Here is a 22,963-nt window from a genome sequence, read left to right as displayed (position 1 = left end):
CGTACCTCCTGTCCATGTGGAGGTCATATCCTGGCCCAGCTCAGGGGGCGAATTCCACACCCAGCGACGAAGAGCCATTTTTTTTGACAGGCTTAATTATCGAGCAATATTTAAAGCAACCAAATTCATTAAAATGCCTTCGTTTAATAGCGAGCGGCGTTTTTTTGTATGGCGATTCCTACAATATCTCATGCTTTAATTTATATCGAATGACAACCTTTATGGCATGTGCTGAAAGCTAATAATTCATGGCGGTTTCGGCACAACATCCAAGCGTTTTGTTTGTCTATCCTCGGTTTCACAATGCAATAAACGCTGGCTGAATATCTATTGCCGTTACTATTGTTATAACGTTGATAATCATTGACATCAGGCTGGCCGGCAAAGACGAATACTCCCTCAAGCAGAACCCTTTATCTTTATTAGAGGCAGGGTCGAGTGTATGGGATCAAAGGGTAGAAGATCATGCAGACAGTCATCGTCACCGGAGGTGCCGGATTCATCGGCTCGGCATTGATACGTCATCTCATTGCACACGATACATGTCGCATTGTTAATGTTGATTGTCTGACCTATGCCGGACATACCGCCACGCTGAAGGATATTGACCAAAACCCACGCTACTGTCTGGAGCAGGTGGATATCCGTGACCGCCCGGCGCTGGATCGTGTGTTTTCGACATGGCAGCCGGATGTGGTCGTGCATCTGGCCGCAGAATCTCATGTCGACCGCTCCATCGACGGCCCCGCTGTCTTTATCGATACCAATATTGTGGGTGTTTTCAATCTGCTGGAAGCCGCGCGCAGCTGGTATGAGGGGTTGGAAGGCGAGCAGCGAGCGCGTTTCCGCTTTCATCACGTCTCAACGGATGAAGTGTTCGGGGACCTTTCCCCGGAGGCTGCGCCCTTTAGTGAGACATCTTCCTATGCACCCAGCTCTCCCTACGCCGCCAGCAAGGCCAGCGCCGATCATCTCGTGCGCGCATGGCAGCGTACCTATGGCCTGCCCACCCTGATCACGAACTGCTCGAACAACTACGGCCCGTGGCATTTCCCGGAGAAGCTGATCCCGCTGGTGATCCTCAACGCCCTGCAGGGGCGCGACATCCCGGTTTACGGCGAAGGCCATCAAATCCGTGACTGGCTGTATGTCGAGGATCATGCCCGCGCCCTTCATCTGGTCATGACACAAGGAATAATTGGCACCAGCTATAACATCGGTGGCCATGAGGAGCGTCGCAACATTGACGTGGTAACCACCATCTGTGACGTTCTCGAGCGCCTTGAAGTGCCGCATCCTGCCGGGGTTGGTCGCTTTCATGACCTCATTACCCATGTGGCTGACCGCCCGGGGCATGACCGACGCTATGCCATTGATGCTTCGCATATTGGACGGGAACTTGGCTGGCATCCGCAGGAGAGCTTTGAAAGCGGCATCGAAAAGACCGTACGGTGGTTTCTGGAGCACGGTGACTGGTGCCAGGGCGTCGAGGTTGAGCACACCCGCCAGCGTCAGGGACTGAGGGCCACGGTATGAAGGGCATCATTCTGGCCGGCGGCAGCGGTACGCGGCTGTATCCGCTAACCCTGAGCGTGTCGAAGCAGCTGCTGCCCATCCACGACAAGCCGATGATCTATTACCCGCTGTCAATACTGATGCTGGCCGGCATTCGGGAAGTGCTGATCATTACCACACCCGTTGAGCAGCCCCTGTTCAAGCGTCTTCTGGGCGATGGTTCGCGCTTCGGGATATCGATCGAATACGCTGCCCAACCCAGCCCCGACGGGCTGGCACAGGCGTTTCTCATCGGGCAGCCCTTTATCGGCAATGACAATGTCTGCCTGATTCTGGGTGACAACATTTTCTACGGTCACGGCTTTGTTCCGCGGCTCAAGCATGCGGTCGAGCGCGGCACCGGTGCCACGATCTTTGGCTATCAGGTGCGTGATCCCGAGCGTTTCGGTGTCGTGGAGTTCGATAGTGAGCAACGTGTGCTGTCGCTGGAAGAAAAACCCACTGAGCCCAAATCACGCTATGCCGTGACCGGGCTTTATTTCTACGACAATGATGTGGTGGACATTGCTCGCGATGTTCGCCCCTCTCATCGAGGGGAGCTTGAGATTACCAGCGTCAATCAGGCCTATCTGGAGCGGGGCAGGCTCAATGTCGAGCTGTTGGGTCGCGGCTTTGCCTGGCTGGATACCGGTACCCACGAAAGCCTGCTGGAAGCGGCACAGTTTGTCGAAACCATCGAAAAGCGACAGGGCTACAAGGTGGCCTGTCTCGAGGAGATCGCCTGGCGTAACGGCTGGATCGACAGTGACGCCTTGATGGCAGAAGGGCGGGCACTGGAGAAAAACGGTTATGGGCAGTACCTGATCTCGTTACTGGAGTCGCCATGATCCCCTTTACACGCCCCTTCCTGCCTCCCGAGGCGGACTACCAGCGCTATATCAACGACATGTTCTCCCGGCAGTGGCTCACCAATCATGGGCCGCTGGTGCAGTCTTTTGAAGAACATCTCAAGGGTTTTCTTGAGATCGATTACTGTCACTTCGTGGCCAACGGCACGCTGGCACTGCAGCTGGCCTTCAAGGCGCTGGCGCTGGAAGGCGAGGTTATTACGACGCCGTTTTCCTTCGTGGCCACCCTCAATGCCCTGCTGTGGGAGGGGCTGACGCCGATATTTGTCGATATCGATCCACAGATGCTGACGCTTGATCCTGCGCGTATCGAGGCGGCCATCACGCCCGAGACCTGCGCCATTCTGGCTACGCATATTTATGGTCATCCCTGCGATGTGATGGCCATTGAGGCCATCGCCCGGCGCCACGATTTGAAGGTGATTTACGACGGCGCGCATGCTTTCGGATCGCATCATCTAGGCCGCAGCCTGCTGGATTACGGCGACATCAGCATCACCAGTTTCCACGCCACGAAGCTTTTTCACACCATTGAGGGTGGGGCACTGTTTACCCACAGCGCCGAGTTGAGTGAGCGCATTACGTCACTGCGTGCCTTTGGTCAGGTGGGCGGCGCCGGCATCAATGCCAAGGGGTCGGAAGCGCACGCGGCCATGGGGCTGGCGCTCTGGCCCTGGCTTGATCATATTCTTGCCAGCCGGGCCAGTATTGCCGGGATTTATGATCGATGGATCGATCACCATGGCCTGCCGATATCGCGTCCAGGAATGGTTTCAGGGGCTGACATCAATCATGCCTACTATCCCATTTTGTTGCGTAATGAAGCGCAGCTGGAAAGGGTGTTGCACCATCTGACCGAGCAGGATATTCATCCGCGTCGCTATTTTCATCCGGCGCTCAACCTTGTCGGGATGCCAGAGGGCACCGCCGCCGATATGCCGGTGGCGGAAGATATCGCCTCGCGCGTGCTTTGCCTGCCCAACTTTGTGGCCATGACCGGTGAGGATGCCGAGCAGGTCATGCGCCATCTCGAAGACGCGCTGCAACTGGAGACCGCATGACTAACGATGCTCAAGAGCTGGCCTTTTACCATCATCGCGATCGCGCCGTCTCGCCAGAAGCGTTCCTGCGTTTTATCGAACAGGTCGAGAAAGAGTTCGAACCGCCCCTGTCAGCGCAGCATCACCTGCCTGACTACGTGGACAAGCTGCTGCGTCTGGCCGAGGTCAACTATGTGCTGGATGGTGATGACGTGGTGGCGGCCATCGCCTGCTATGCCAATGACCATGAGCATTATCAGGCCTATGCCACCTTCATCGGGGTACTGCCGAGCTATCGAGGCAGTGGCATTGCCAGACCCCTGCTGTCCCGGGGCATCGATTCCTGTCGGGCAGCCGGCATGCATAATCTGCGGGCAAGAACGTGGCATCGCGGCAGGATCCTGGCCTTCTACGAAGAGATGGGCTTTGTGGTCGAGCGTGTTGAGACCAACGAATGGGGCGTCGAGTCACTGCAGCTGAACATGACGCTCAATGATCAGTCTGATAATGCCCGTTAATGCAACGCAACGGGCCCATGGCGGCGACTCCGGAGTGAATTCATGAACGTACTGCTGTCCTGTGTGGGCCGGCGTGGCTATCTGGTGGACTATTTTCGTGAGGCGCTCGCCGGCCAGGGCCGTGTTATCGCGGCCAATAGTGACCCTCTGACCGATGGCATGTGGCGCGCCGATCGTGCCCATGAGGTGCCGGGGGTCAATGACCCCGGCTATATCGATGCGCTGCTCGATATTGCTGAAAGGGAAGATGTCGGGCTGGTGGTGTCACTGTTTGATATCGATCTGCCTTTTCTCAGTGCCGCCCGTGAGCGATTTGCCGAGCGTGGCATTCAGGTGGCCGTTTCCGATGAAGCAGTCGTGGATATTGCCAACGACAAATGGCGCACCCAGATATTTCTGCAGGAGCACGGTTTTGACGGTCCGCGCACATGGGCGTCACTGTCGTCGGCACTGGAAGCCGTCAATGCCGGTGAAGTACGCTGGCCGCTGTTTGTAAAGCCTCGATGGGGCATGGGCTCCATCGGTGTACAGATGGCACGTGATGCCGATGAGCTGCGCTTTTTTCATGAGCATACCCGCCGTGGCATTGCCCGCAGTTACCTCTCGCTGATGGAAGCGCGCATCATCGAAAAGGATGGCCGAGGTGATGTACTGATTCAGGAAGGCATTTCAGGTCAGGAGTACGGACTTGACGTGTTTAACGATTTCAAGCGCCATCATGTGGTGACCACCGTCAAGCGCAAGGTACGCATGCGCTCGGGAGAGACCGATGTAGCCGAGGTCGTGGACATGCCGGAATTGATACGACTGGGCGAGCGACTGGGGCGTCAACTGGGACATGTGGGTAACCTGGATGTCGATGTCATGGTCAGTGGTGACCGTCTGGCCGTGATCGAGTTCAATGCCCGATTTGGCGGCGGGTATCCATTCTCGCACCTGGCCGGTGCCAACTATCCTGAAATGCTGGTGCGCCTGGCACAGGGACAGTCACCGTCACCTTGTGTGGCTCGTGTCGGAACCTTCGGGCTCAAGGCGCTGGTGCCCATGCTGGCCCCTGAATCGGACAGGAATACCTGAACCACAGACCCCGCGGTTTCGTTTGACAGGAGTACGTCGTGTCGGTCAAGGCCAATGCGCTTGCCAACTATGCCGGTCAGCTTTACACCACGCTGATCGGTATTGTCGTTTATCCCTTCTATCTGGCCTGGATGGGCGAGGAAGCCTACGGTCTCGTCGGGTTTTTCATCGTCCTGCAGGCCTGGCTCAATCTTCTGGACATGGGCATGTCGCCCACCCTGGCCCGCGAAACGGCCAGGGCCGCCACGCATCAGGGTAATCAGTGGCAACAACTGCGCGGACTGGTGCGAAGCCTTGAAATCGTCTTTCTGGGGCTGGCGGTCGTCATGGTGGTGTCGATCGTGCTGGGCAGCGACTGGATTGCCACGCACTGGCTTGAGATCAACACGCTCTCACGCGACGAGGTGGCCTGGTGCATCGTGCTCATGGGCTTCATGATCGGCATGCGCTGGCTGGCCTCATTGTATCGAAGCGGTATTCAGGGGCTGGAGCGACAGGTCTCGCTGAATGTGGCCAATGTCGTGATCGCTACGTTCAAGTTTGTGGGCGTCCTGCTGATTTTGCAGTTTGTCAGTACTCAGCCCAGCGCCTATTTCGAATATCAGATCGCCATTGCACTGCTCGAGCTCATGGTCATGGGCGTCATGTTCTATCGCCTGTTGGGTGGTCGCGAGCAGTGGCAGGGATTTTCATGGGCCGTACTGCGTCCGGTGCTGCCCTTTGCCGGTGGGGTGGCCTACACGGCCGGCATCTGGATATTGATGACGCAGCTCGACAAGCTGCTGCTGTCGTCGTTTCTGCCGCTGTCGGAATATGGCTATTTCACCCTGGTGGTGGTGGTGGCCAATGCGATCATGACCCTGACCATGCCGATCAGTCGCGCCCTGATGCCTCGCATGACCGGGCTGCTGGCCAGTCAGGAGGAGGCGCAGATGCTGCGTCTTTATCGGCGTGCCTCCCAGTTTATCGCCGCCACACTGCTGCCGGTGGCGGGTATGGTGGCCCTGTACGGTGGGCAGCTGCTGTATGCCTGGACCGGTAACATGGAAGCTGCCCGGTGGGGCGCGCCCATCCTGCTCTGGTATGCGCTGGGCAACGGCCTGCTCGCGATCGGCGCCTTTCAGTATTATCTCCAGTACGCCCACGGTCGGCTGCGGCTGCATGTCATCTACAATACGGTCTCCGTTTTGATCGTGGTGCCGGTGGTGGTCGTAGCCGCCTGGCAGTGGCAGGCGATCGGCGTGGCGGTGGCCTGGTGCGCCTTTCGCCTGCTCTCGTTTCTGCTCTGGACGCCTTTTGTGCATGCAAGGTTTGCCCCGGGCATTCACCGGGAATGGATGACCCGCGATATTCTGCCCTGTGCGGTCGCGACGGCGCTAATGCTGCTGCTTTATCAGGGGCTGGGGCTGTCGCTCTGGACGCTGCCCAGACCCTGGATATTTGTCAGTCTGATGGGCATGGGCATCGCCATTTTGCTGGTCAACGCCGTGGTTTCCTCGGTGGGGCGCGACATGATCATTCGCCGTTTGCAGGAGAGAAAGCATGCCCGCGCTACCCACTGAGGAGAGGCTTGTTCGGCACTGGCCGGCCGGGGCGGAGACGCCGGAGGTCAGTGTCATCTGCACGACCTTCAATCAGGCCGGCTATATCCGGGAGGCTATCGAAAGCTTTTTATGCCAGCAAACGGATTTCTGCTTTGAAATCATTGTGCATGATGATGCCTCAACCGATGGTACGGCAGAGATCGTCGCCGAATATGCCAGGCGTTATCCGCGCATCATCCGGGCCGTACTGCGTGATGAAAACCAGTATCAGAAGGGTCACAGGATCATGCCGCTGGCGGCAGGCTTTGCTCGGGCACCGTATCTGGCGCTGTGTGAGGGCGATGATTTCTGGTGTGACGAGCAAAAGCTTGCCCGCCAATACCGCGCCATGCAGGCCCGGCCGGAACTCTTGATCAGCTATCACAACGTGATCCGGCGCGGCCCCGAGAAGGATGCCCTGCACATTGAGGTTCAGGACAGGCGCAATCATGAGCGCGTCGTGCATCCTGACGAGTTGCTGGTACATACCGGCGACTACTGTCCGTCGCCATCGCTGATGCTGCATCGAAGCGTGGTAGAACATCTTCCCGAGTGGTTTTATACCACTGCACCGGTCGGCGACTTTTATCTTCAGGTTCTGGCGGCCTGTCCGGCCGGGGCGCTTTATCTGCCCGACGTCATGGCCGTTTACCGTACCCATGCCCAGGGCTCGTGGTCACAGCAACAGCGCCTGCTGGAAGACGATCAGCGCTATGCCCGTCATCAGGCATTCATGGCACGACATGCCGAGTGCATGGCTCATCTGGCAGGCCAGCTGGATGCTTCCCATACACCGGCCATTACGCTGGCCATGGCGCGGCGCTGGTATTACGCCTCGGTAGAATATCTTCAGGCAGGCCGTTATCACGGCTTTCGTGATGCGATCACGGCAAGCATGCATCATCAGACCATCTCTACGCCGCAGCGGCTGCTGTTTCTGTTGCGTCGAACCCCTCGCCTGGCGAGCAGAGTGATTGCGCTGCGCCATTGGTATCAGCGCCGCCGTCGTCCCACTGACTGTGCCTGACAGGATCGTGCCTGGTAAATTGGCAGGGCAGACAGTGTTCCGAGCGATTTTGAACTCGAGACCCTGCCAGGGTGTGTTCAAGCAGTGATCATCTGCGTCCTCTGATGCTCGCGCAGCGCATATTTTTGAAGCTTGCCGGTCGAGGTTCTTGGCAGTGACGTTTGAAACGTGACATGCCCTGGCACCTTGAAATGCGCCATATGTTCACGACACCAGCTCAATAGTTCGGCTTCACCGGGTCTGTCGGTATCCGACATGGGTACCACAAAGGCATGCGGTGTCTCGCCCCAGAAATCATGGGGCCTTGCGATCACGGCGACTTCGCGGATGGCTGGGTGGCTCATCATGATTTCCTCGATCTCGATGGAGGAAATCGACTCGCCGCCTGAAATAATGATGTCCTTGGCACGATCGCGGATCTCGATATAGCCGTCTTCGTGCATCACGGCGATATCTCCGGTATCGAGCCAGCCCCGGCCCATGGCTTCCCGTGTGGCGTCAGGGTTTTTGATGTAGCCCTGCATGATGGTGTTGCCACGCAGCATGAGATGTCCCAGAGAGTGGCCATCGGCAGGGACGTCTTCGTGAGTGACCGGGTCCTTCAAGGCAACGCGTTCGATAGCCAGGGTGCCCACGCCCTGGCGGATCTGGAGGCGCGCGCGCTTCATGAGTCAGTGCAGACCATTCCGGCTGGAACTGACAGACCAGCGAGGGGCCATAGGTTTCCGTCATGCCATAGAGGTGCAGCACGTCAAATCCCAGCGCGCTCATGCGCGCAATGGTGGCCGAATTGGGTGGCGCGCCGCCCGTGGCCAGCATGACCGGATGGGGAAGTGGCGTCGCAGCTTCGGGACGATCCAGCAGCATGGTCATGATAATGGGCGCCGCTGCCATGTGCGTAATGCCTCTGGCATGGATCATGTCCAGCACGCGGGCCGGCTCGACCCGCCGCATGCAGACATGCGTGCCACCCGCCGCCGTGACGGCCCATGTATGGGTCCAGCCGTTGCAGTGGAACATGGGCAGCGTCCAGAGATAAACCGTGCGGTCGTCCATCCTGAGCGTCAGCGTATTGGACAGGGCGTTGAGATAGGCGCCCCGATGGCTATAGATGACGCCCTTGGGGTTGCCCGTGGTGCCTGAGGTGTAGTTGAGCGCGATACGGTCGTTTTCGTCCTCGGGTAACCCGGGAATGCACGGAGTGGCACTTTCCACCAGCGATTCGTAGTCATGAGGTGCCGGCAGCTTCCATGATGATTCATCGCTGCTGCCATCCCTGATCTCCATCAGCACGGGCGCCGGTGTTGTCAAAAATGACAGTGCCGTGGCCACTATGCTGCGCAGGCTTTGGTCAAAAATCAGTACACGCGTTTCGGCGTGCGCCATGATGAAGGCAACGGAGGCACCATCGAGCCTTGCATTGATGGCATTGAGAATGCCGCCTGCCATCGGCACGCCATAGTGTGCCTCCAGCATGGCTTTCGAGTTCATGCCAAGGGTCGATACCACTTCGCCCGGTGCAACGCCAAGCGCCTGCAGGGCACCGCCAAGCTGCCGGCAGCGCTGATAAAACACTCGATAGGAGAGAGTGACATCCTCTTCAATGACGGCAGTTCGATTTGGATGAACCCGAACGGCACGCTCCAGAAAACTGAGGGGTGACAGGGGCACATGGTTGCTTTTGCCCGGTGGCGGGCATGACGACGATGTTGCACGGTAATTATTCAATGCCATATCTCCACGAGACCATAAGTATGCTTTTTTATTTTTTTAATGAGTTTTAAACCCGACAAATAATGTTGGGTATGTCATTCTCGCAAACTCGGTCTACGGTCTAATAATTTGTTAACAAGAAGGGCAAGTTGAGCAAATTAAGTTTGAATTAACAGGTTCACGGTTTTGCTCATACAATATAAACATGTCTTGCCGCCTTTTTGTTTTGTAAAAACAACATAATCGATACGGCACATTCTGATGAAACCATACGTCGTAGTTTGAAAGTTATTATCTATTTTAAGCTCACCGACCACATGAATCGCTTATGTTTAATATTGAATATAAAAATGCGTTGTCGTGTGCGGACCATTGATTGCATTCAACGCTGGAGTCGTCATGACAGCGGATATTGAAGGACGTCTACACCTAAAAGGACAGGTAGCGCTGATTACAGGAGCCGCCAGTGGCCTGGGCGCGCATTTCAGTCAGGTGCTTGGAAGCGCCGGAGCGTCATTGATGCTGGCCGGCCGCCGCCGGGAGCCTCTTGAAGCGCAGGCCGTCGAACTGCGCGGCCAGGGCATCAGGGTGTGGGTGTGTGCCATGGACATCCGTGATGAAGACGATGTGCGTCGTGCTCTCGAGACGCTGACACTTGAGGCTGGGCAGGCTCCCGACATCGTGGTCAACAATGCCGGCATTACCGATACGACCCCGGCGATGTCACGCGACATGGACGCATGGAACGACATCATCGATACCAATCTCAACGGCGCCATGCGGGTATCAAAAGCCGCGGCGCAGGCCATGCAGGCGCAGGGTGCCGGCGGTGCGATCGTCAACGTGGCCTCGATTCTCGGGCTGCGGGTGGCCGGTCATGTGGCAGCCTACAGTGCCAGCAAGGCGGGATTGATCCAGCTCACCAAAAGCCTGGCGCTGGAGTGGGCACGCTACGGCATTCGAGTGAACGCACTGGCACCGGGCTATATCGATACGCCTCTTAACCACGACTTTTTCCAGAGCGAGCAGGGGCAACACCTGATTCGACGTATCCCCCAGAGACGTCTGGGAGCGCCCGAGTCTCTCGATGGCCCCTTGCTACTGCTGTGCAGCGAGGCCGGCAACTACATGACCGGCAGTGTGCTCACGGTTGATGGCGGCCACATGGTCAGCTCGCTCTGACGCTTATTTTCCTATCTCTCTGGACATCACATGGATTTCTCACTCCCCCGGGACATTGAACAGTATCGTCAGCGCATCAGTACCTTTGTGGATGAGCGCATCATGCCGCTGGAGAAGGATCGGGCCAATTACGACGAGCACGAAAACATCGTGGATCATCACCTCCAGCGTCTGCGTGGCGAGGTGAAGGAGGCCGGGCTCTGGTCTCCGCAGATGCCTCGCGCTCGCGGTGGCATGGGGCTTTCCATGGTGGGCATGGCCGCCTGCTATGAAGCCATGAACCGCTCCATTTTCGGACCGGTCTGCTTTAACGCCGTGGCACCCGATGACGGCAACATGATGGTGCTTGAAAAGGTCGGTACCGAAGAGCAGAAGGCGCGCTGGCTTCAGCCGATCGTTGATGGCCAGGTGCGCAGTGCCTTTGCCCTGACCGAGCCGCACCCCGGCTCCGGCTCCGACATGGCCGGCATGATGCAAACGCGTGCCGAGCGCCGCGGTGATCGCTGGGTGATCAACGGTCACAAGTGGTTCATTACCGGTGCCGGTCTTGCCGAGCATTTCATGCTGGTGGCCCGGACCAGTGACGATGCGCGCAAGGGGCTGACCGTCTTTTTGTTTCATCGTGATCAGCCCGGCTGGGAGATCAAGCGTCGTATTCCGATCATGGGGCCCGAAGAGCACGGTGGCCACTGCGAGCTGATCTTTGACGGACTGGAAATTCCCGACGATCAGGTAGTGCTCGGGGTAGGCGAGGGCATGAAGGTCGCCCAGATTCGGCTGGCACCGGCGCGGTTGACACACTGCATGCGCTGGCTGGGCCTGGCGCAGCGGTCCATGGAGGAAGCGCTGGGTCATGTCGAGATGCGTCAGGCCTTTGGTGCCGCGCTGGCAGATAACCAGAGCATTCAGACGATGCTGGGAGAAGTGGCCATGGAGATCGAAGTAGGCCGGACGCTGGTCATGAAGGCGGCCTGGGCACTCGATCAGGGCAGCTTTGCCCGCAAGGAAGTCAGCATGGCCAAGGTGGCCGTCTCCAATGTGCTCAACAAGGCGGTGGATGTCGCCATCCAGGTGCATGGCGCCAAGGGCTACTCCCAAGACACGGTACTGGAATGGATCTACCGCTATGCGCGTCAGGCGCGCATTGTGGATGGTGCCACCGAAGTCCATCAGATGCTGTTGGCGCGCATGCTGCGCAGTGAAGGCAACGACTTCTGGCACTGGGAGGTGGCTGATCAATGAGTGACAGCGCTGCGGATTCGGCCCTGAGTGCATGGCTGGCACAACAGTGTGGCGCCGAGCATGTGGTGATCCAGTCTCAGCGGCGTCTGGGCGGCGGCGCTGTGCAGGACAATCGCCTTCTGGAGGTGGTCGTGACCGGCGGTCCCATGGCTGGAGAGCAGCGCTGGGTGTTGCGCAGCGATGCCCGGGCGCCACTGGCCATCAGCGCCAGCCGAAAGGAAGAATTTGGCCTGCTCGAGCGTGCCTGGCATCACGGCATCCGTGTGCCCGAACCCCTGTGGATGTGTGAGGAAGACAGCGTTCTGGGTCGTCCTTTCATGATCATGCGCCATGTCGACGGGGAGGCCTCTCCCCGGTCGCTGGTGGCTCTGGCCGGAGATAGGGCCCTTGAACCGCTGGTGGAAGATCTGGGCGCGGAGCTGGCGCGCATTCATGCCCTGCCGCTGTCCGATGATGATGGTCACAAAAGCGATGATGTGGTCTCCACACAGCTGGCCGATTTTCATGCCCGCCTGGCGCAGCTGGATCAGCCTCAGCCGGTGCTGGCATGGGCGCTGCGCTGGCTGGAACGCCATCCGCCGGCGCCGTCAAACACCGTGCTGGCGCATAACGACTTCCGCACCGGCAATCTCATGATCAACGCCGGCCGGCTCGAGGCGGTGCTGGATTGGGAGTTTGCCGGACCCAATGCCGCGCTTGCCGACATTGGCTGGTTCTGTGCGCCCTGCTGGCGTTTCGGCGGTCCGGGAGAGGCCGGTGGTCTGGGTTCGATCGAGGCCTTTTTACGTGGCTATGAAAATGCCGGCGGGGAACGCATTGATCGTGAGCAGCTTGACAAGTGGATTATCCTGGCGACGCTTCGCTGGGCCGTGATTGCCCTGGAGCAGGGCGCGCGTCACGACAGCGGTGTCCAGCCGGATCTGGAGCTGGCGTTGACGTCGCATCTGCTGCCGGGCCTTGAGCTTGACCTGCTGCGCCTGATCCCGGTCGCAGCCGGCATCGATCCGGCCAGTCTGCCGTCGTCATCCGATCAGGCGGACACCCATACGACCGAGACTTCCCTTCCCGTCGCCTGGGAGGCGCTTTCGGCGCTCAATGATGATGCGCGCGATCTGATGGAGATCACGCGTCAGACTCTCAAGTCAGAGATCATCCCGGCGCTGGACGGAGAGGCACGGCATTCGGCCCTGATGGTCGCCAATGCGCTGTCGATCATTGCCCGCCAGCAGTATCGGGGTGTCTCCATCTGGGATGAGGTCAGGGAAATGCTGGCGCAGCAGTTCTCCCTGCCGATGGATGCCGAGGATTCGCATGCCGGTGCACGAGCGCTGGTGGAAGACATCCAGTGTGGTAAGCGCGATGCCCCTGAGCGGTTTGAAGCGCTGCGCTATCTGCTCAGGGAAGACGCACTGGCGCGCGCGCGCATCAGCCAGCCGCGCGCCGCGCAGCAGTAGGGGGCGGCAGGTGGTGGCCTGTGCTGACGCGGCCAGGGTGTTTAAAAAAGCCGTGACAGCAGCGATACCACCGCTGTCTCCACGCGCAGAATTCGCGGGCCCAGGTGGATGCCTTCAAAACCCATCGTTTGCAGCCTTTCGACTTCATAAGGAATAAAGCCCCCTTCGGGACCAATCGCCAGGGTCACGGGCTGATCCATGGCCAGCCCGCGCGGGCAGCTTTCCCCGATGCCGGGATGGGCCAGTAGCGCCCGATGGCCCATGAGTGCGCCAGGCAGCTGATCCTCGATAAAGGGTTTGAAACGAGGCTGCAGATCCACTATCGGCAATACCGTATCACGGGCCTGCTCAAGGCCAAGACGCAGATGCGCCTCAATGCGCTCGGGTTGAAGCTCGGGCGATTGCCAGTAGCTTTTCTCGACTCTGGCGGTATGCAAAAGCGTCAGCCGTTTGACGCCCATGGTGGCGATGTTCTCGAGCGAGCGGGCCAGCATGCGTGGGCGCGGCAGGGCCAGCAACAGATGCACCGGCAGAGCCGGTGGCGGGGGATGGTCGAGATGCAGGATCTCGAACAGTGCCCGCTCTCTTTCAAGTTCGAGCAGGCGCGCCCGGCCGATGCCTTCACTGGTCATGCCGACTGTCAGCTCTTCGCCGGGTGACGCCTTGTGTATCTCGTGAAGATGGTACAGGCGTCGGCTATCGTGGATACACGCCCGAGCGGGCGTCACGAGGTCGTCAGGAGTGAGCAACAAAAGATTCATGTGGGCGGTATTTCCAGGGGCGCGGGCGTGTCGATAGGGGCGACGATGATAGCGCAGCTGTCACGGGCGGACGACCCGTTCGCTTTCTGACATAATGCGCCGGACACGCGCCCGGGCACACGGGTAATGGCTTGAACCATGACGCAGGAAAGCTTCGGCATGAAGGTACTGATAATTGGCGGCGGTGGCCGCGAACACGCGCTGGCGTGGAAGCTGGCACAGTCACCGCGGGTGGATGAGGTGCTGTTGGCCCCCGGCAATGCCGGTACCGCACGCGAGCCCGGCCTTCGTAACGTGGATGTCGCCGGCGGTGATATTGAAGGGTTGCTTGCAATCGCGCTCAATGAAAGGGTTGATCTTACCGTGGTCGGCCCTGAAGCGCCGCTGGTGGCGGGTGTCGTTGACCGTTTTCAGGCCGAAGGGCTCAGGATTTTTGGCCCGAGTGCGGCGGCCGCAAGGCTTGAGGGTTCCAAGTCTTTCAGCAAGGATTTCCTGGCGCGCCACGGCATTCCGACCGCCCGCTATCAAAGCTTTACGGAAGTCGCGCCGGCGCTGGCCTATCTTGAGTCACAGGGGGCGCCGATCGTGATCAAGGCCGACGGTCTGGCCGCCGGCAAGGGTGTGATTGTGGCCATGGACATGGCGCAGGCGCGAGCGGCCGTTCAGGACATGCTGGAAGACAACGCTTTCGGCGATGCCGGCGCGCGCGTGGTCATCGAGGAGTATCTTGACGGCGAAGAGGCCAGCTTTATCGTTATGGCCGATGGCAATCACGTTGTGGAGATGGCGACCAGTCAGGACCACAAGCGGGTAGGCGACAATGACAGCGGTGCCAATACCGGCGGCATGGGCGCTTATTCGCCGGCACCCGTGGTCACCGAAAGTGTACGCAAGCGCGTCATGCGCGAGATTATCATGCCGACCATTCAGGGCATGAAGGCCGACGGTCATGCGTATACGGGCTTTTTGTATGCAGGACTCATGATCGATGCTCAGGGCGCCCCGCGCGTGATTGAATACAATTGCCGTTTTGGCGATCCCGAAACCCAGCCGATCATGCTGCGCCTGCAGTCTGATCTGGTCACGCTGTGTGAAGCGGCCATTGATGGCCAGCTTGGTCAGTACCACTGTCAGTGGGACCCGCGCCCGGCAGTGGGTGTCGTGATGGCGGCAGAAGGTTATCCGGGCAGCTATCGAAAGGGCGATGTCATCACGGGCTTTGATGATGCGCAGCGTCTTGGCTGCCACGTATTTCATGCCGGCACCCGCGAGAGTGAAAACGGCGCCATTGAGACAGCGGGCGGGCGTGTACTCTGCGTTACGGCGCTGGGAGATGACGTGAAAGCGGCGCGCGATCTTGCTTATGAAGGCGTGGCCGCCATGCAGTTTGAAGGCGGGTTTTATCGCAGCGACATTGCTGCTCGCGCCATCAACCGATAGCGCTGCACGCCGGCCGGCCTTCAGGGCTGGCCGGCGTCATTAACAATACCCGTCTCGGGTCTGCAGCTCAGGAGGCGCCATGTCACGCGAGTACCCCGTGATTGCCATTACCGGCTCGTCCGGCGCAGGAACCACTACCGTGCGGCGCGCCTTCGAGCGCATGTTTTCGCGCAAGGGTATCAGAGCCGCCTTTGTGGATGGCGACGCCTTTCACCGCTATAGCCGGGAAGATCTGGCACGTATTTTTCGTGACGAGCCCGAACGCAAGAACGAGCTTTCACACTTCGCGGTCGAGGCCAACCTGCTGGACCGCCTCGAGCGCCTGTTTGCCGAATATGGTGAACATGGTACCGGCACCTACCGTCATTACATCCATTCCGAAGACAAGCGGATGCTGGAGGCCGGTTATCGTGTCGGGACCTTTACCGAATGGCAGCCCCTGCCCACCGGTACGGATCTTTTATTCTATGAGGGGCTGCATGGCGGTCTGGTATCTTCCAGCCAGGACCTGGCGCAGCACGTTGACCTGCTGATCGGAGTGACGCCCACCGTCAACCTTGAGTGGATTCAAAAGATCGATCGCGATATCAACATGCGCGGTCATTCCCACGAAGCGGTGGTAGAGACGATTCTTGGACGCATGCAGGACTACGTGCGCTATATCGTGCCGCAGTTTTCCCGTACGCATATCAATTTTCAGCGCGTACCCACGGTGGATACCTCCAATCCCTTCGAGCCGCAGGCAATTCCTTCTGATGCCGAATCCTTCGTGGTGATTCGCTTTCGCGACCGCGACAGCGCGGATTTCCCCTATCTGCTGACCATGCTGTCGGGGGCGTTCATGACGCGGCCCAATACGCTGGTGGTGCCGGGGGCGCAAATGCCACTGGCCATCGAGCTGATTCTTGAACCACAGATAGAAGCCCTGCTGGCCCAGCGGCGTTTTCGATAGATGCGCCGACGATAATGATCCATTTCTGACCAGGGAGTTTTCATGTCCACGATCTTTACCAAAATCATCAATCGCGAGATCAAGGCAGATATCGTTTATGAAGACGATAATGTGCTGGCGTTCAACGACGTCAATCCGCAGGCGCCGGTGCATGTGCTGATCATTCCCAAAAGGGAGATCGCCACACTCAACGATCTCACCGATGCCGATGCCGAAGTGGTAGGCAAGTTGCATCTGGTGGCAGCCAAAATTGCGCGTGAAAAGGGGATCGCCGAAGACGGTTATCGTGTGGTGATGAACTGCAACGAGCAGGGTGGTCAGAGCGTCTATCACATTCACCTGCATCTGATGGGCGGACGCCAAATGAGCTGGCCTGCCGGCTAAGCCCTCACAGAAACCATCAAAAGCGCCTGCAGTCTGACTGCCGGCGCTTTTTTTATGGCTGATGCTTCAGGACAGGGGCCTTGTCGAGAGAAAAGTCATGTCGCTGCGCTATCGTGGTGCACGACACTGACAAAGGGTCCTGCAAGAGATCATGGCCAAAGCGGATGGGTGATAAACCGGACAGGAGGAAAGAGTTTATCCCGCTGTGTTATTCCATGTTGGTTATATCTGGCATATGTCTTGCTCGAGTAATCGCGTCACAACGCGACCGGGCTTGTTGATGCGTCAGACCATGCCCCGGTGCGAGTGCGATGAAGCCATTGTTCTGTGCACTCATTAATGAGCGTACAGGTGTCATCGAACCCTTTACCGAGGCAGCCTCATGGAGATCAGAAACAAGGCCACCCGCATTCGGCTTTTCGATTTCAAAACGCCGCAGATGCGCGCGTTTCACCTGTCCTGGTTTGCCTTTCATGTGTGCTTTTTTGGCTGGTTCGGCATTGCGCCGATGATGGCTGTCGTACGGGATGACCTGAACCTGACCAAGACCCAGATCGGCAATACGATGATCGCTTCGGTCGCCGTGACCGTGGTGGTACGTCTGTTCATCGGGCTTTTATGTGATCGTATTGGTCCGCGGCGCACCTATACCTGGCTTTTGTGCCTGGGCGCGTTGCCGGTCATGTCGATCGGTCTGGCCGACAGTTTTGAAAGCTTTCTGCTGGCGCGACTGGCCATCGGCGCGATCGGTGCCTCACTTCGATCATGTTCGGTCCCAACGTGGTGGGCACGGCCAATGCGGCCACGGCCGGCTGGGGCAATCTGGGGGGAGGAACGACTCAGATTCTCATGCCTCTGGTACTGTCAGGGTTTTTGATGCTGGGGGTGAGTGAAACGCTGGGCTGGCGGCTTGCGATGATCGTGCCGGGCGTGGTGTTGTTTCTGACCAGTATTGCCTATTGGCATTTCACCCAGGACGCACCGGATGGCAATTTTGCCGACCTGCGCCGCCGCGGAGAGCTCGTCGAGGCCAAAAACGAATATGGCGCTCGGGCCAGCTTTGGCACGGCCATCAGGGATGTCCGCGTCTGGGCCCTGTTTCTGGTCTATGGCGCCTGTTTCGGCGTTGAGCTGACCATCAACAATATCGCTGCGCTGTACTATTTCGATAACTCTGAGCTGTCGCTGGGAGCTGCGGGCCTGATCGCGGGTCTTTTCGGGTTGATGAACCTTTTTGCCCGAGCGCTGGGCGGTTTCTTCTCTGACCGCTTTGCACGCCTGGGTGGTCTCAAGGGGCGCGTGCGCTGGCTGTTTTTGACGCTGCTGTGTGAGGGAGTGGCTTTGATCCTGTTCTCCCAGATGCAGGTGCTGGGCATCGCCATCATGACCATGGTGCTGTTCAGCCTTTGTGTACAGATGGCCGAAGGCGCGACCTATGGTGTAGTGCCCTTTATCAACCGTCGAGCTCTGGGGGCCGTGGCCGGGATCGTCGGCGCCGGCGGCAACGTGGGCGCGGTGGCGGCCGGTTTTCTTTTTCGATCGGAATCGCTGAGCTACCAGCAGGGGCTTTTCTTTTTGGGGATCGCGGTGACGCTGATTGCCTTTGCTGCGTTGAGCGTACGGTTTCCGCAAGGCACGACCAGCGAGGCAGATGACGCTGACCGGCCGGTACATGACCGCCCACGAACGCCGGCCGGCAGATACCGTACCGGTGAGCAGATGAGCTGACGGTTGTCGGCAGAACTGAACTCATTTTTCAGACGGCCTCATAATGGAGGCGCGATATAGAGTCATGCTGTATCGCATCTTTTACAACAAACGTCGCCAGCCCTGATGATGGCCACTATAGTCAGGGCAGCCGCCATTGTTTTTCATCGTGAGCGACCTTCAGGAGTCCTGCCATGTCCCGTCGATTCACGCACAGTGATCGTTTTGTTGATCAACTTGATACCATGCTGCGCACCCTGGTGCCGGGTGCTACACGTGCCAGCCGAGCCCGACCCGGCATGGCAGTGCGGGATCAAACCATGACGGCGGATGACACCCTACATTCCATCGATGTCCTGCGCCATCATCATCGCGGTCGCGTGATAGGTCAGGGCATGTATCAGGGGCAGCGTTTCGCCACCGGCATCAGCAGTCGCTACCAGCCGGTGGATGATCTGTCGGTTCGAGGCATCGATCATCTGGACTGGTGCAACGCGCGACTGCGAGAGCTGGGAGGGCGGCCCTCGCGCCTGACACCCTTTTATTACACGACATCGCTGGGCGCCGGGATGCTGTTGAGTCGCCGCCATCACGGGCGCGGGCTCGGTCTGGTCAATCTGGCAGAAACGCTGCAGGGCGAGTCGCTGGAGCGCCAGCTGGCGGCGCTACCGGCCGGGGATAACAAATCGCGTGCCGTCATCCGTCAGATGCTGGATGACTGCACGCGTCATGCTCGTGTTGCGCTTGAAGCCGGTGGTCAGCGCTGGCCCGGCGGCTGGCGCTGGATGACCTCGGTGGGTGCCCGGGTCTGCGAGTGGCGACGTCTGCGTCGCCACTCATCTGCAGGGCTGATCGACTGATTATTGGCCGTTGCGTGGCTCGGGGGGCCGGGTTTTCAAGGGCTGTGTTTTGCCAGGCTCTGTCGAGATCGGCGACAGCTCGGTAATGGCACCGGCTTCGTCCTCCTCCTTTTCGTGGGAAAAAAGATCCCAGGCGGCAATGAACAGTGCCGCAATCAGCGGGCCAATCACAAAGCCATTGATGCCAAAGAGTGCCATACCCCCCAGGGTTGAGATCAGCACCACGTAATCAGGCAGCTTGGTATCCTTGCCGACCAGAAGCGGGCGCAGAAAGTTGTCGGCAAGGCCGATGACCACTACGCCTACAAATGTCAGGATGACGCCGTCAAGGATATTGCCGGTCAGCAGATAGTAGATGGCGACCGGCGCCCAGACGAGGGCGGCGCCAATGGCTGGCAGCAGGGACAAAAAGGCCATGATGACGCCCCACAACAGCGGCGCTTCGATGCCCAGGCCCCAGAAGGCCAGCCCACCGATGGCACCCTGAGTGGCGGCGACAATGATGTTGCCCTTGACCGTGGCACGGGTCACCGTAATGAACTTGTTGAGGAGCTGATACTTGTAGCGCGCGCTCAACGGGATGGCCTGACGAATGCGTCGACCCAGTGGAACGCCATCGCGAAACAGGAAAAAAAGCAGATAGAGCATGATGCCCAGACTGATGAAAAACTGCAGGGTATTCTGGCCGATGCTCAGCGCTCTTGAGGCCAGCATCTGACTGCCCTGAGCAGCGCCTTCGGATATTCGGTCACGCAGCTGTGAAAGATCTCCCATGCCGGTACTTTCAAGCCAGCTGTCCACTGTGGGCGGCAGTGCCTGGCGTGCCTGTTCTACATAGGCCCCAATATCCAGATCTCCCGAGCGAATACGTTGATAAACGCTGGTGCCTTCCTGCACCAGCGAGCCGGCAATCAGCGTCACCGGAATAATGACAATAAAGATACAGATCAGGACATTGGTGATGGCGGCCAGATTGCGCCGTCCGCCAAAGAGGCTCAAAAGGCGTCGTTGCAGGGGCATGAACACCAGCGCCAGAATGACCCCCCAGAAAATGGCGCTGAAAAAGGGCAGCAGTATCCAGACAAAGGCGACCGAGACACCTACCAGCAGCAGCTCAAATGCCCTTTTTTCAATCGGTTTTTCCATATCTTCTCCCGCCTGGCCGTGACGTCAGCAGCGCTGATCGGCAGAGCCTGTAACCGTCGCAAAAAACCCGGCATAACGCCGGGCATGTGACCATCAGTGTAGCCTGACTGCGCCGAATGAGATCGGTTCGTTACAAGCCAGCTCGCCGTCGTGGCCTTCAGGCTTCAACGATTTCCCATGAATGGGTGATCTCGACGCCGCCCTGAGCCAGCATCAGTGACGCACTGCAGTATTTCTCGGCCGAAAGCTCCACGGCCCGCTTGACCTGGGCTTCCTTGAGCGCCACCCCCGTGACCACGAAGTGGAGATGAATGGCGGTAAACACGGCCGGCGTGGTGTCGGCGCGTTCAGCCTTGAGCTGTGCAACGCAGTCAGTCACCTTCGCGCGCGCCTTTTCAAGAATGTTGATGACATCGTAGGCGCTGCATCCACCGAGTCCCATCAGGACCATTTCCATTGGCCGAGGGCCGGTGTTGCGACCGCCATTGTCCGGATTCCCATCCAGAATGATGGCATGACCGCTGCCGGATTCGGCCACGAACTGTCGCCCATCGGTCCATTTGATGTTGGCTTCCATGAGTCTTGCTCCGTATAAATAAAGAGGTGAACCCTCTCATGGGATGGTTGAAACAGGGACAGGGATCAGTCCATGTTCTGGTATGAGAGTTGCTGCTCAAGAAGGGCCAGCCGTTCAGGGGTGCCGATATCCGACCATTGCCCTTTATGGTAATAACCGCCGAGTTTGTGCTGCTGCATGGCATTGACCAGGCAGGGTTTCAGCGGGCAGGCGGTGTCGTCGGCAAGGTCTGCTACCAGTGACGGATGCATCAGTGCCACGCCGGCATAGACCAGTCGTGGCACTCCCTGTTCATGCAGGCGCCCGGCATCGTCCAGATGAAAATCTCCCTGACGGTGATGCTCGGGTGGGTCGACCATGACCAGCCGTGCCATATCGCCATCGAGAGAGCCCAGGCTGTTGGGCGTAATATCACACCAGACGTCGGCATTGACCAGCCAGAACGGGTCGTCCCCCAGCAGGGGAAGGGCATGGCGAATGCCGCCGCCCGTTTCGAGCGCGGTGGTCTCGACGCTGTAACGCAACCGAACCCCGTAGCGCGCACCATCGCCCAGCGCCGTCATGATCTGCTCGCCCAGATAGCTGACATTGATGACGATATCGGTGATGCCCGCCATGCGCAGCCGCTCGATATGATGTTCGATCAGTGCGTGCCCCCCCACCTTGATTAATGGTTTGGGGCAATGATCGGTCAGCTCGCGCATGCGCGAGCCGCGTCCGGCGGCAAGAATCATCGCTTTCATGTCAGCCCCCGTGACTGGCGGTGCGGTGCTGAAGCAACCGTGCATCCAGCCTTGGGACGAAGCAGGTATCAAACCACTGCATGAAGGTTTCAAAACCGGGCTGGCCCGTCAGACCCTGTCGCACGTGCTCAATAAACAGGGGCAGCAGGGTGAGATAGCGCGGCTTGTCATCGCGTAGCGCCAGACGACAGAAAAGCCCCAGCACCTTGAGGCTGCGCTGGGCGGTGGTCAGGTCAACCATGCGTCTAAATGCCTCCGGCGTGATGGGCGCCATAATGCCGGCATCCTGTGCCTTCTGGCGCCACATCTCGATCCAGCGGGCCTGATCGCTCTCGGGCCAGGGATTGTTGCGATCGCGCAGCAACGAGACCAGATCGTAGGATAGCGGACCACGTACCGCGCCCTGAAAGTCGATCACCCACAGCTGCTCATCGTGGCACATGAGATTTTGCGCGTGGAAATCGCGATGGACGCATACCTGAGGCTGCGCACTCAGCGCCGCGACCAGTTGCTCGCGCACCTCGGGCCAGCTCTCGGGAACGGCGATGTCGAGCCATCGGGTCAGACACCACTGTGGGAAGAGGTCGAGCTCCTCACCGAGCCAGCCGGTATCATAGTTCGGCAGGGCGTCGGCCGGCAGTGCCGCAATGGCCACCGAGGTTGAGATGGCCTGCAGCATGAGCGCTTCACGCCGATCGTCCCGGGCCAGATGCTGGCGTAGCATGTCATCGCCCAGGTCCTGCAGCTCGATAAATCCCTGATCCAGATCGACATGATAGAGCTCGGGTACAGAAATGCCATGCGCCCGCCACTGACGAGCGATGTTCACGAAAGAGCTGCTGTTCTCACGCTCGGGAGGCGCATCCATCAATATGCGTGAATGCCCGGTGTCGAGATGCAGGCGAAAATAGCGTCGAAAGCTGGCATCATCTGTCACGATCTCGAGTTCGGGTGGCGTGGCCTCAAGGCCGTGATGAGATGCCGCCCAGCGGCGCAGGGCGTCAAGGCGCGCTGTCATGGGAACTCCTGGTTGACGGTACGGTTGCGGCACCGCATGCTGAGCGCTCAAGGGCCGCAACAGGACACTTTTGTCGCTGTTTTCAGGCTGCTGCGGTGTCCAATGCCGCGTACCAT

The 22,963-nt window shown here is 58.9% G+C and carries 21 protein-coding genes and 1 pseudogene; 15 read left to right on the top strand and 7 right to left on the bottom strand.

Annotation, left to right across the window (positions count from 1 at the left end; all coding sequences use genetic code 11):
- The first annotated feature begins 465 nt into the window (after window positions 1-465).
- Genes rfbB through Q0931_RS16385 form a run of 7 tightly spaced genes read left to right on the top strand, consistent with a single transcriptional unit; the run spans window position 466 to window position 7,668 of the window.
- Window positions 466-1,536 carry a dTDP-glucose 4,6-dehydratase gene (gene rfbB / locus Q0931_RS16415; protein ID WP_299262069.1) on the top strand — a complete coding sequence of 357 codons (1,071 nt, stop codon included), beginning with the start codon at window positions 466-468 and terminating at the stop codon, window positions 1,534-1,536.
- Window positions 1,533-2,402, top strand: coding sequence for a glucose-1-phosphate thymidylyltransferase RfbA (rfbA, locus tag Q0931_RS16410; protein WP_299262068.1), 870 nt, complete (start codon window positions 1,533-1,535; stop codon window positions 2,400-2,402). Before rfbB ends, rfbA begins: the two co-directional genes overlap by 4 nt.
- Window positions 2,399-3,484 (top strand): DegT/DnrJ/EryC1/StrS aminotransferase family protein, encoded by a 1,086-nt coding sequence (locus Q0931_RS16405; RefSeq protein ID WP_299262067.1) that lies wholly within the window; start codon window positions 2,399-2,401, stop codon window positions 3,482-3,484. The genes rfbA and Q0931_RS16405 overlap by 4 nt, the downstream gene beginning before the upstream one ends.
- Window positions 3,481-3,981 carry a GNAT family N-acetyltransferase gene (locus Q0931_RS16400; RefSeq protein ID WP_299262066.1) on the top strand — a complete coding sequence of 167 codons (501 nt, stop codon included), beginning with the start codon at window positions 3,481-3,483 and terminating at the stop codon, window positions 3,979-3,981. The genes Q0931_RS16405 and Q0931_RS16400 overlap by 4 nt, the downstream gene beginning before the upstream one ends.
- 42 nt (window positions 3,982-4,023) lie before the next feature.
- Window positions 4,024-5,058 carry an ATP-grasp domain-containing protein gene (locus Q0931_RS16395; RefSeq protein ID WP_299262065.1) on the top strand — a complete coding sequence of 345 codons (1,035 nt, stop codon included), beginning with the start codon at window positions 4,024-4,026 and terminating at the stop codon, window positions 5,056-5,058.
- Between the two features lie 38 nt (window positions 5,059-5,096).
- Window positions 5,097-6,620: an oligosaccharide flippase family protein gene (locus Q0931_RS16390; protein ID WP_299262064.1), complete on the top strand. Its 1,524-nt coding sequence runs from the start codon at window positions 5,097-5,099 to the stop codon at window positions 6,618-6,620.
- Window positions 6,601-7,668, top strand: a complete 1,068-nt coding sequence (locus Q0931_RS16385; protein WP_299262063.1) for a glycosyltransferase — start codon at window positions 6,601-6,603, stop codon at window positions 7,666-7,668. The genes Q0931_RS16390 and Q0931_RS16385 overlap by 20 nt, the downstream gene beginning before the upstream one ends.
- A 77-nt stretch (window positions 7,669-7,745) precedes the next feature.
- Here the strand turns inward: Q0931_RS16385 and Q0931_RS16380 are convergent, their stop codons facing one another.
- Complete coding sequence (locus Q0931_RS16380; RefSeq protein ID WP_366941633.1) at window positions 7,746-8,213, bottom strand: hypothetical protein; 468 nt, start codon at window positions 8,211-8,213, stop codon at window positions 7,746-7,748.
- Window positions 8,167-9,339 (bottom strand): AMP-binding protein, encoded by a 1,173-nt coding sequence (locus Q0931_RS16375; protein ID WP_299262061.1) that lies wholly within the window; start codon window positions 9,337-9,339, stop codon window positions 8,167-8,169. The genes Q0931_RS16380 and Q0931_RS16375 overlap by 47 nt, the downstream gene beginning before the upstream one ends.
- 441 nt (window positions 9,340-9,780) lie before the next feature.
- On the opposite strand from Q0931_RS16375, the gene Q0931_RS16370 reads away from it, so the two are divergent.
- The 3 genes from Q0931_RS16370 to Q0931_RS16360 are packed head-to-tail and all read left to right on the top strand — an operon-like array spanning window position 9,781 to window position 13,259.
- On the top strand, window positions 9,781-10,563 hold the full coding sequence (locus tag Q0931_RS16370) for an SDR family oxidoreductase (RefSeq protein WP_299262060.1): 783 nt from the start codon (window positions 9,781-9,783) through the stop codon (window positions 10,561-10,563).
- A gap of 30 nt (window positions 10,564-10,593) precedes the next feature.
- The gene (locus Q0931_RS16365) at window positions 10,594-11,805 is read left to right on the top strand and encodes an acyl-CoA dehydrogenase family protein (protein ID WP_299262059.1); all 1,212 of its coding nucleotides are present in this window, start codon (window positions 10,594-10,596) and stop codon (window positions 11,803-11,805) included.
- On the top strand, window positions 11,802-13,259 hold the full coding sequence (locus Q0931_RS16360; protein ID WP_299262058.1) for a phosphotransferase: 1,458 nt from the start codon (window positions 11,802-11,804) through the stop codon (window positions 13,257-13,259). Before Q0931_RS16365 ends, Q0931_RS16360 begins: the two co-directional genes overlap by 4 nt.
- A gap of 41 nt (window positions 13,260-13,300) precedes the next feature.
- On the opposite strand, the gene Q0931_RS16355 is transcribed toward Q0931_RS16360, so the two are convergent.
- Complete coding sequence (locus Q0931_RS16355; RefSeq protein WP_299262057.1) at window positions 13,301-14,020, bottom strand: 16S rRNA (uracil(1498)-N(3))-methyltransferase; 720 nt, start codon at window positions 14,018-14,020, stop codon at window positions 13,301-13,303.
- A gap of 159 nt (window positions 14,021-14,179) precedes the next feature.
- Between Q0931_RS16355 and purD the strand changes: the two genes are divergently transcribed.
- The 5 genes and pseudogenes from purD to Q0931_RS16325 all read left to right on the top strand — a co-directional run bounded on the left by purD (window position 14,180) and on the right by Q0931_RS16325 (window position 19,363).
- On the top strand, window positions 14,180-15,460 hold the full coding sequence (gene purD / locus Q0931_RS16350) for a phosphoribosylamine--glycine ligase (RefSeq protein WP_299262056.1): 1,281 nt from the start codon (window positions 14,180-14,182) through the stop codon (window positions 15,458-15,460).
- Between the two features lie 79 nt (window positions 15,461-15,539).
- Window positions 15,540-16,412, top strand: a complete 873-nt coding sequence (locus Q0931_RS16345) for a phosphoribulokinase (RefSeq protein ID WP_299262055.1) — start codon at window positions 15,540-15,542, stop codon at window positions 16,410-16,412.
- 42 nt (window positions 16,413-16,454) lie between these two features.
- Entirely contained in the window at window positions 16,455-16,796 is a 342-nt protein-coding gene (locus Q0931_RS16340) for a histidine triad nucleotide-binding protein (RefSeq protein ID WP_299262054.1), read from the top strand.
- A gap of 382 nt (window positions 16,797-17,178) precedes the next feature.
- A pseudogene (locus Q0931_RS16780) lies at window positions 17,179-18,422 on the top strand (MFS transporter); the annotation flags it as partial.
- A gap of 275 nt (window positions 18,423-18,697) precedes the next feature.
- Window positions 18,698-19,363, top strand: a complete 666-nt coding sequence (locus tag Q0931_RS16325) for a demethoxyubiquinone hydroxylase family protein (protein ID WP_299262051.1) — start codon at window positions 18,698-18,700, stop codon at window positions 19,361-19,363.
- Here Q0931_RS16325 and Q0931_RS16320 read toward each other — a convergent pair whose 3' ends face one another.
- The 4 genes from Q0931_RS16320 to Q0931_RS16305 all read right to left on the bottom strand — a co-directional run bounded on the left by Q0931_RS16320 (window position 19,364) and on the right by Q0931_RS16305 (window position 22,847).
- Window positions 19,364-20,509 (bottom strand): AI-2E family transporter, encoded by a 1,146-nt coding sequence (locus Q0931_RS16320; protein WP_299262050.1) that lies wholly within the window; start codon window positions 20,507-20,509, stop codon window positions 19,364-19,366.
- Between the two features lie 157 nt (window positions 20,510-20,666).
- Entirely contained in the window at window positions 20,667-21,086 is a 420-nt protein-coding gene (locus tag Q0931_RS16315) for an OsmC family protein (RefSeq protein ID WP_299262049.1), read from the bottom strand.
- 65 nt (window positions 21,087-21,151) lie between these two features.
- On the bottom strand, window positions 21,152-21,829 hold the full coding sequence (gene murU, locus Q0931_RS16310) for an N-acetylmuramate alpha-1-phosphate uridylyltransferase MurU (RefSeq protein ID WP_299262048.1): 678 nt from the start codon (window positions 21,827-21,829) through the stop codon (window positions 21,152-21,154).
- 1 nt (window position 21,830) lies between these two features.
- Window positions 21,831-22,847 (bottom strand): phosphotransferase, encoded by a 1,017-nt coding sequence (locus tag Q0931_RS16305; protein ID WP_299262047.1) that lies wholly within the window; start codon window positions 22,845-22,847, stop codon window positions 21,831-21,833.
- Window positions 22,848-22,963 lie beyond the last annotated feature (116 nt).

This window comes from uncultured Kushneria sp. (assembly GCF_947497025.1).
In the GTDB taxonomy this organism is placed as follows: domain Bacteria; phylum Pseudomonadota; class Gammaproteobacteria; order Pseudomonadales; family Halomonadaceae; genus Kushneria.
Note: the sequence above shows the minus strand (reverse complement) of the source record. Positions and strands in the feature narration are given on the sequence as shown.

Coding starts and splice junctions, on each gene's coding strand:
- Q0931_RS16405 (WP_299262067.1), top strand. CDS start 2,399: ATGATCCCCTTTACACGCCCCTTCCTGCCTCCCGAGGCGGACTACCAG.
- Q0931_RS16315 (WP_299262049.1), bottom strand. CDS start 21,086: ATGGAAGCCAACATCAAATGGACCGATGGGCGACAGTTCGTGGCCGAA.
- Q0931_RS16365 (WP_299262059.1), top strand. CDS start 10,594: ATGGATTTCTCACTCCCCCGGGACATTGAACAGTATCGTCAGCGCATC.
- Q0931_RS16340 (WP_299262054.1), top strand. CDS start 16,455: ATGTCCACGATCTTTACCAAAATCATCAATCGCGAGATCAAGGCAGAT.
- purD (WP_299262056.1), top strand. CDS start 14,180: ATGAAGGTACTGATAATTGGCGGCGGTGGCCGCGAACACGCGCTGGCG.
- Q0931_RS16400 (WP_299262066.1), top strand. CDS start 3,481: ATGACTAACGATGCTCAAGAGCTGGCCTTTTACCATCATCGCGATCGC.
- Q0931_RS16345 (WP_299262055.1), top strand. CDS start 15,540: ATGTCACGCGAGTACCCCGTGATTGCCATTACCGGCTCGTCCGGCGCA.
- murU (WP_299262048.1), bottom strand. CDS start 21,829: ATGAAAGCGATGATTCTTGCCGCCGGACGCGGCTCGCGCATGCGCGAG.
- Q0931_RS16380 (WP_366941633.1), bottom strand. CDS start 8,213: ATGCTGCGTGGCAACACCATCATGCAGGGCTACATCAAAAACCCTGAC.
- Q0931_RS16385 (WP_299262063.1), top strand. CDS start 6,601: ATGCCCGCGCTACCCACTGAGGAGAGGCTTGTTCGGCACTGGCCGGCC.
- Q0931_RS16360 (WP_299262058.1), top strand. CDS start 11,802: ATGAGTGACAGCGCTGCGGATTCGGCCCTGAGTGCATGGCTGGCACAA.
- Q0931_RS16305 (WP_299262047.1), bottom strand. CDS start 22,847: ATGACAGCGCGCCTTGACGCCCTGCGCCGCTGGGCGGCATCTCATCAC.
- Q0931_RS16355 (WP_299262057.1), bottom strand. CDS start 14,020: ATGAATCTTTTGTTGCTCACTCCTGACGACCTCGTGACGCCCGCTCGG.
- Q0931_RS16325 (WP_299262051.1), top strand. CDS start 18,698: ATGTCCCGTCGATTCACGCACAGTGATCGTTTTGTTGATCAACTTGAT.
- Q0931_RS16320 (WP_299262050.1), bottom strand. CDS start 20,509: ATGGAAAAACCGATTGAAAAAAGGGCATTTGAGCTGCTGCTGGTAGGT.
- rfbA (WP_299262068.1), top strand. CDS start 1,533: ATGAAGGGCATCATTCTGGCCGGCGGCAGCGGTACGCGGCTGTATCCG.
- rfbB (WP_299262069.1), top strand. CDS start 466: ATGCAGACAGTCATCGTCACCGGAGGTGCCGGATTCATCGGCTCGGCA.
- Q0931_RS16370 (WP_299262060.1), top strand. CDS start 9,781: ATGACAGCGGATATTGAAGGACGTCTACACCTAAAAGGACAGGTAGCG.
- Q0931_RS16395 (WP_299262065.1), top strand. CDS start 4,024: ATGAACGTACTGCTGTCCTGTGTGGGCCGGCGTGGCTATCTGGTGGAC.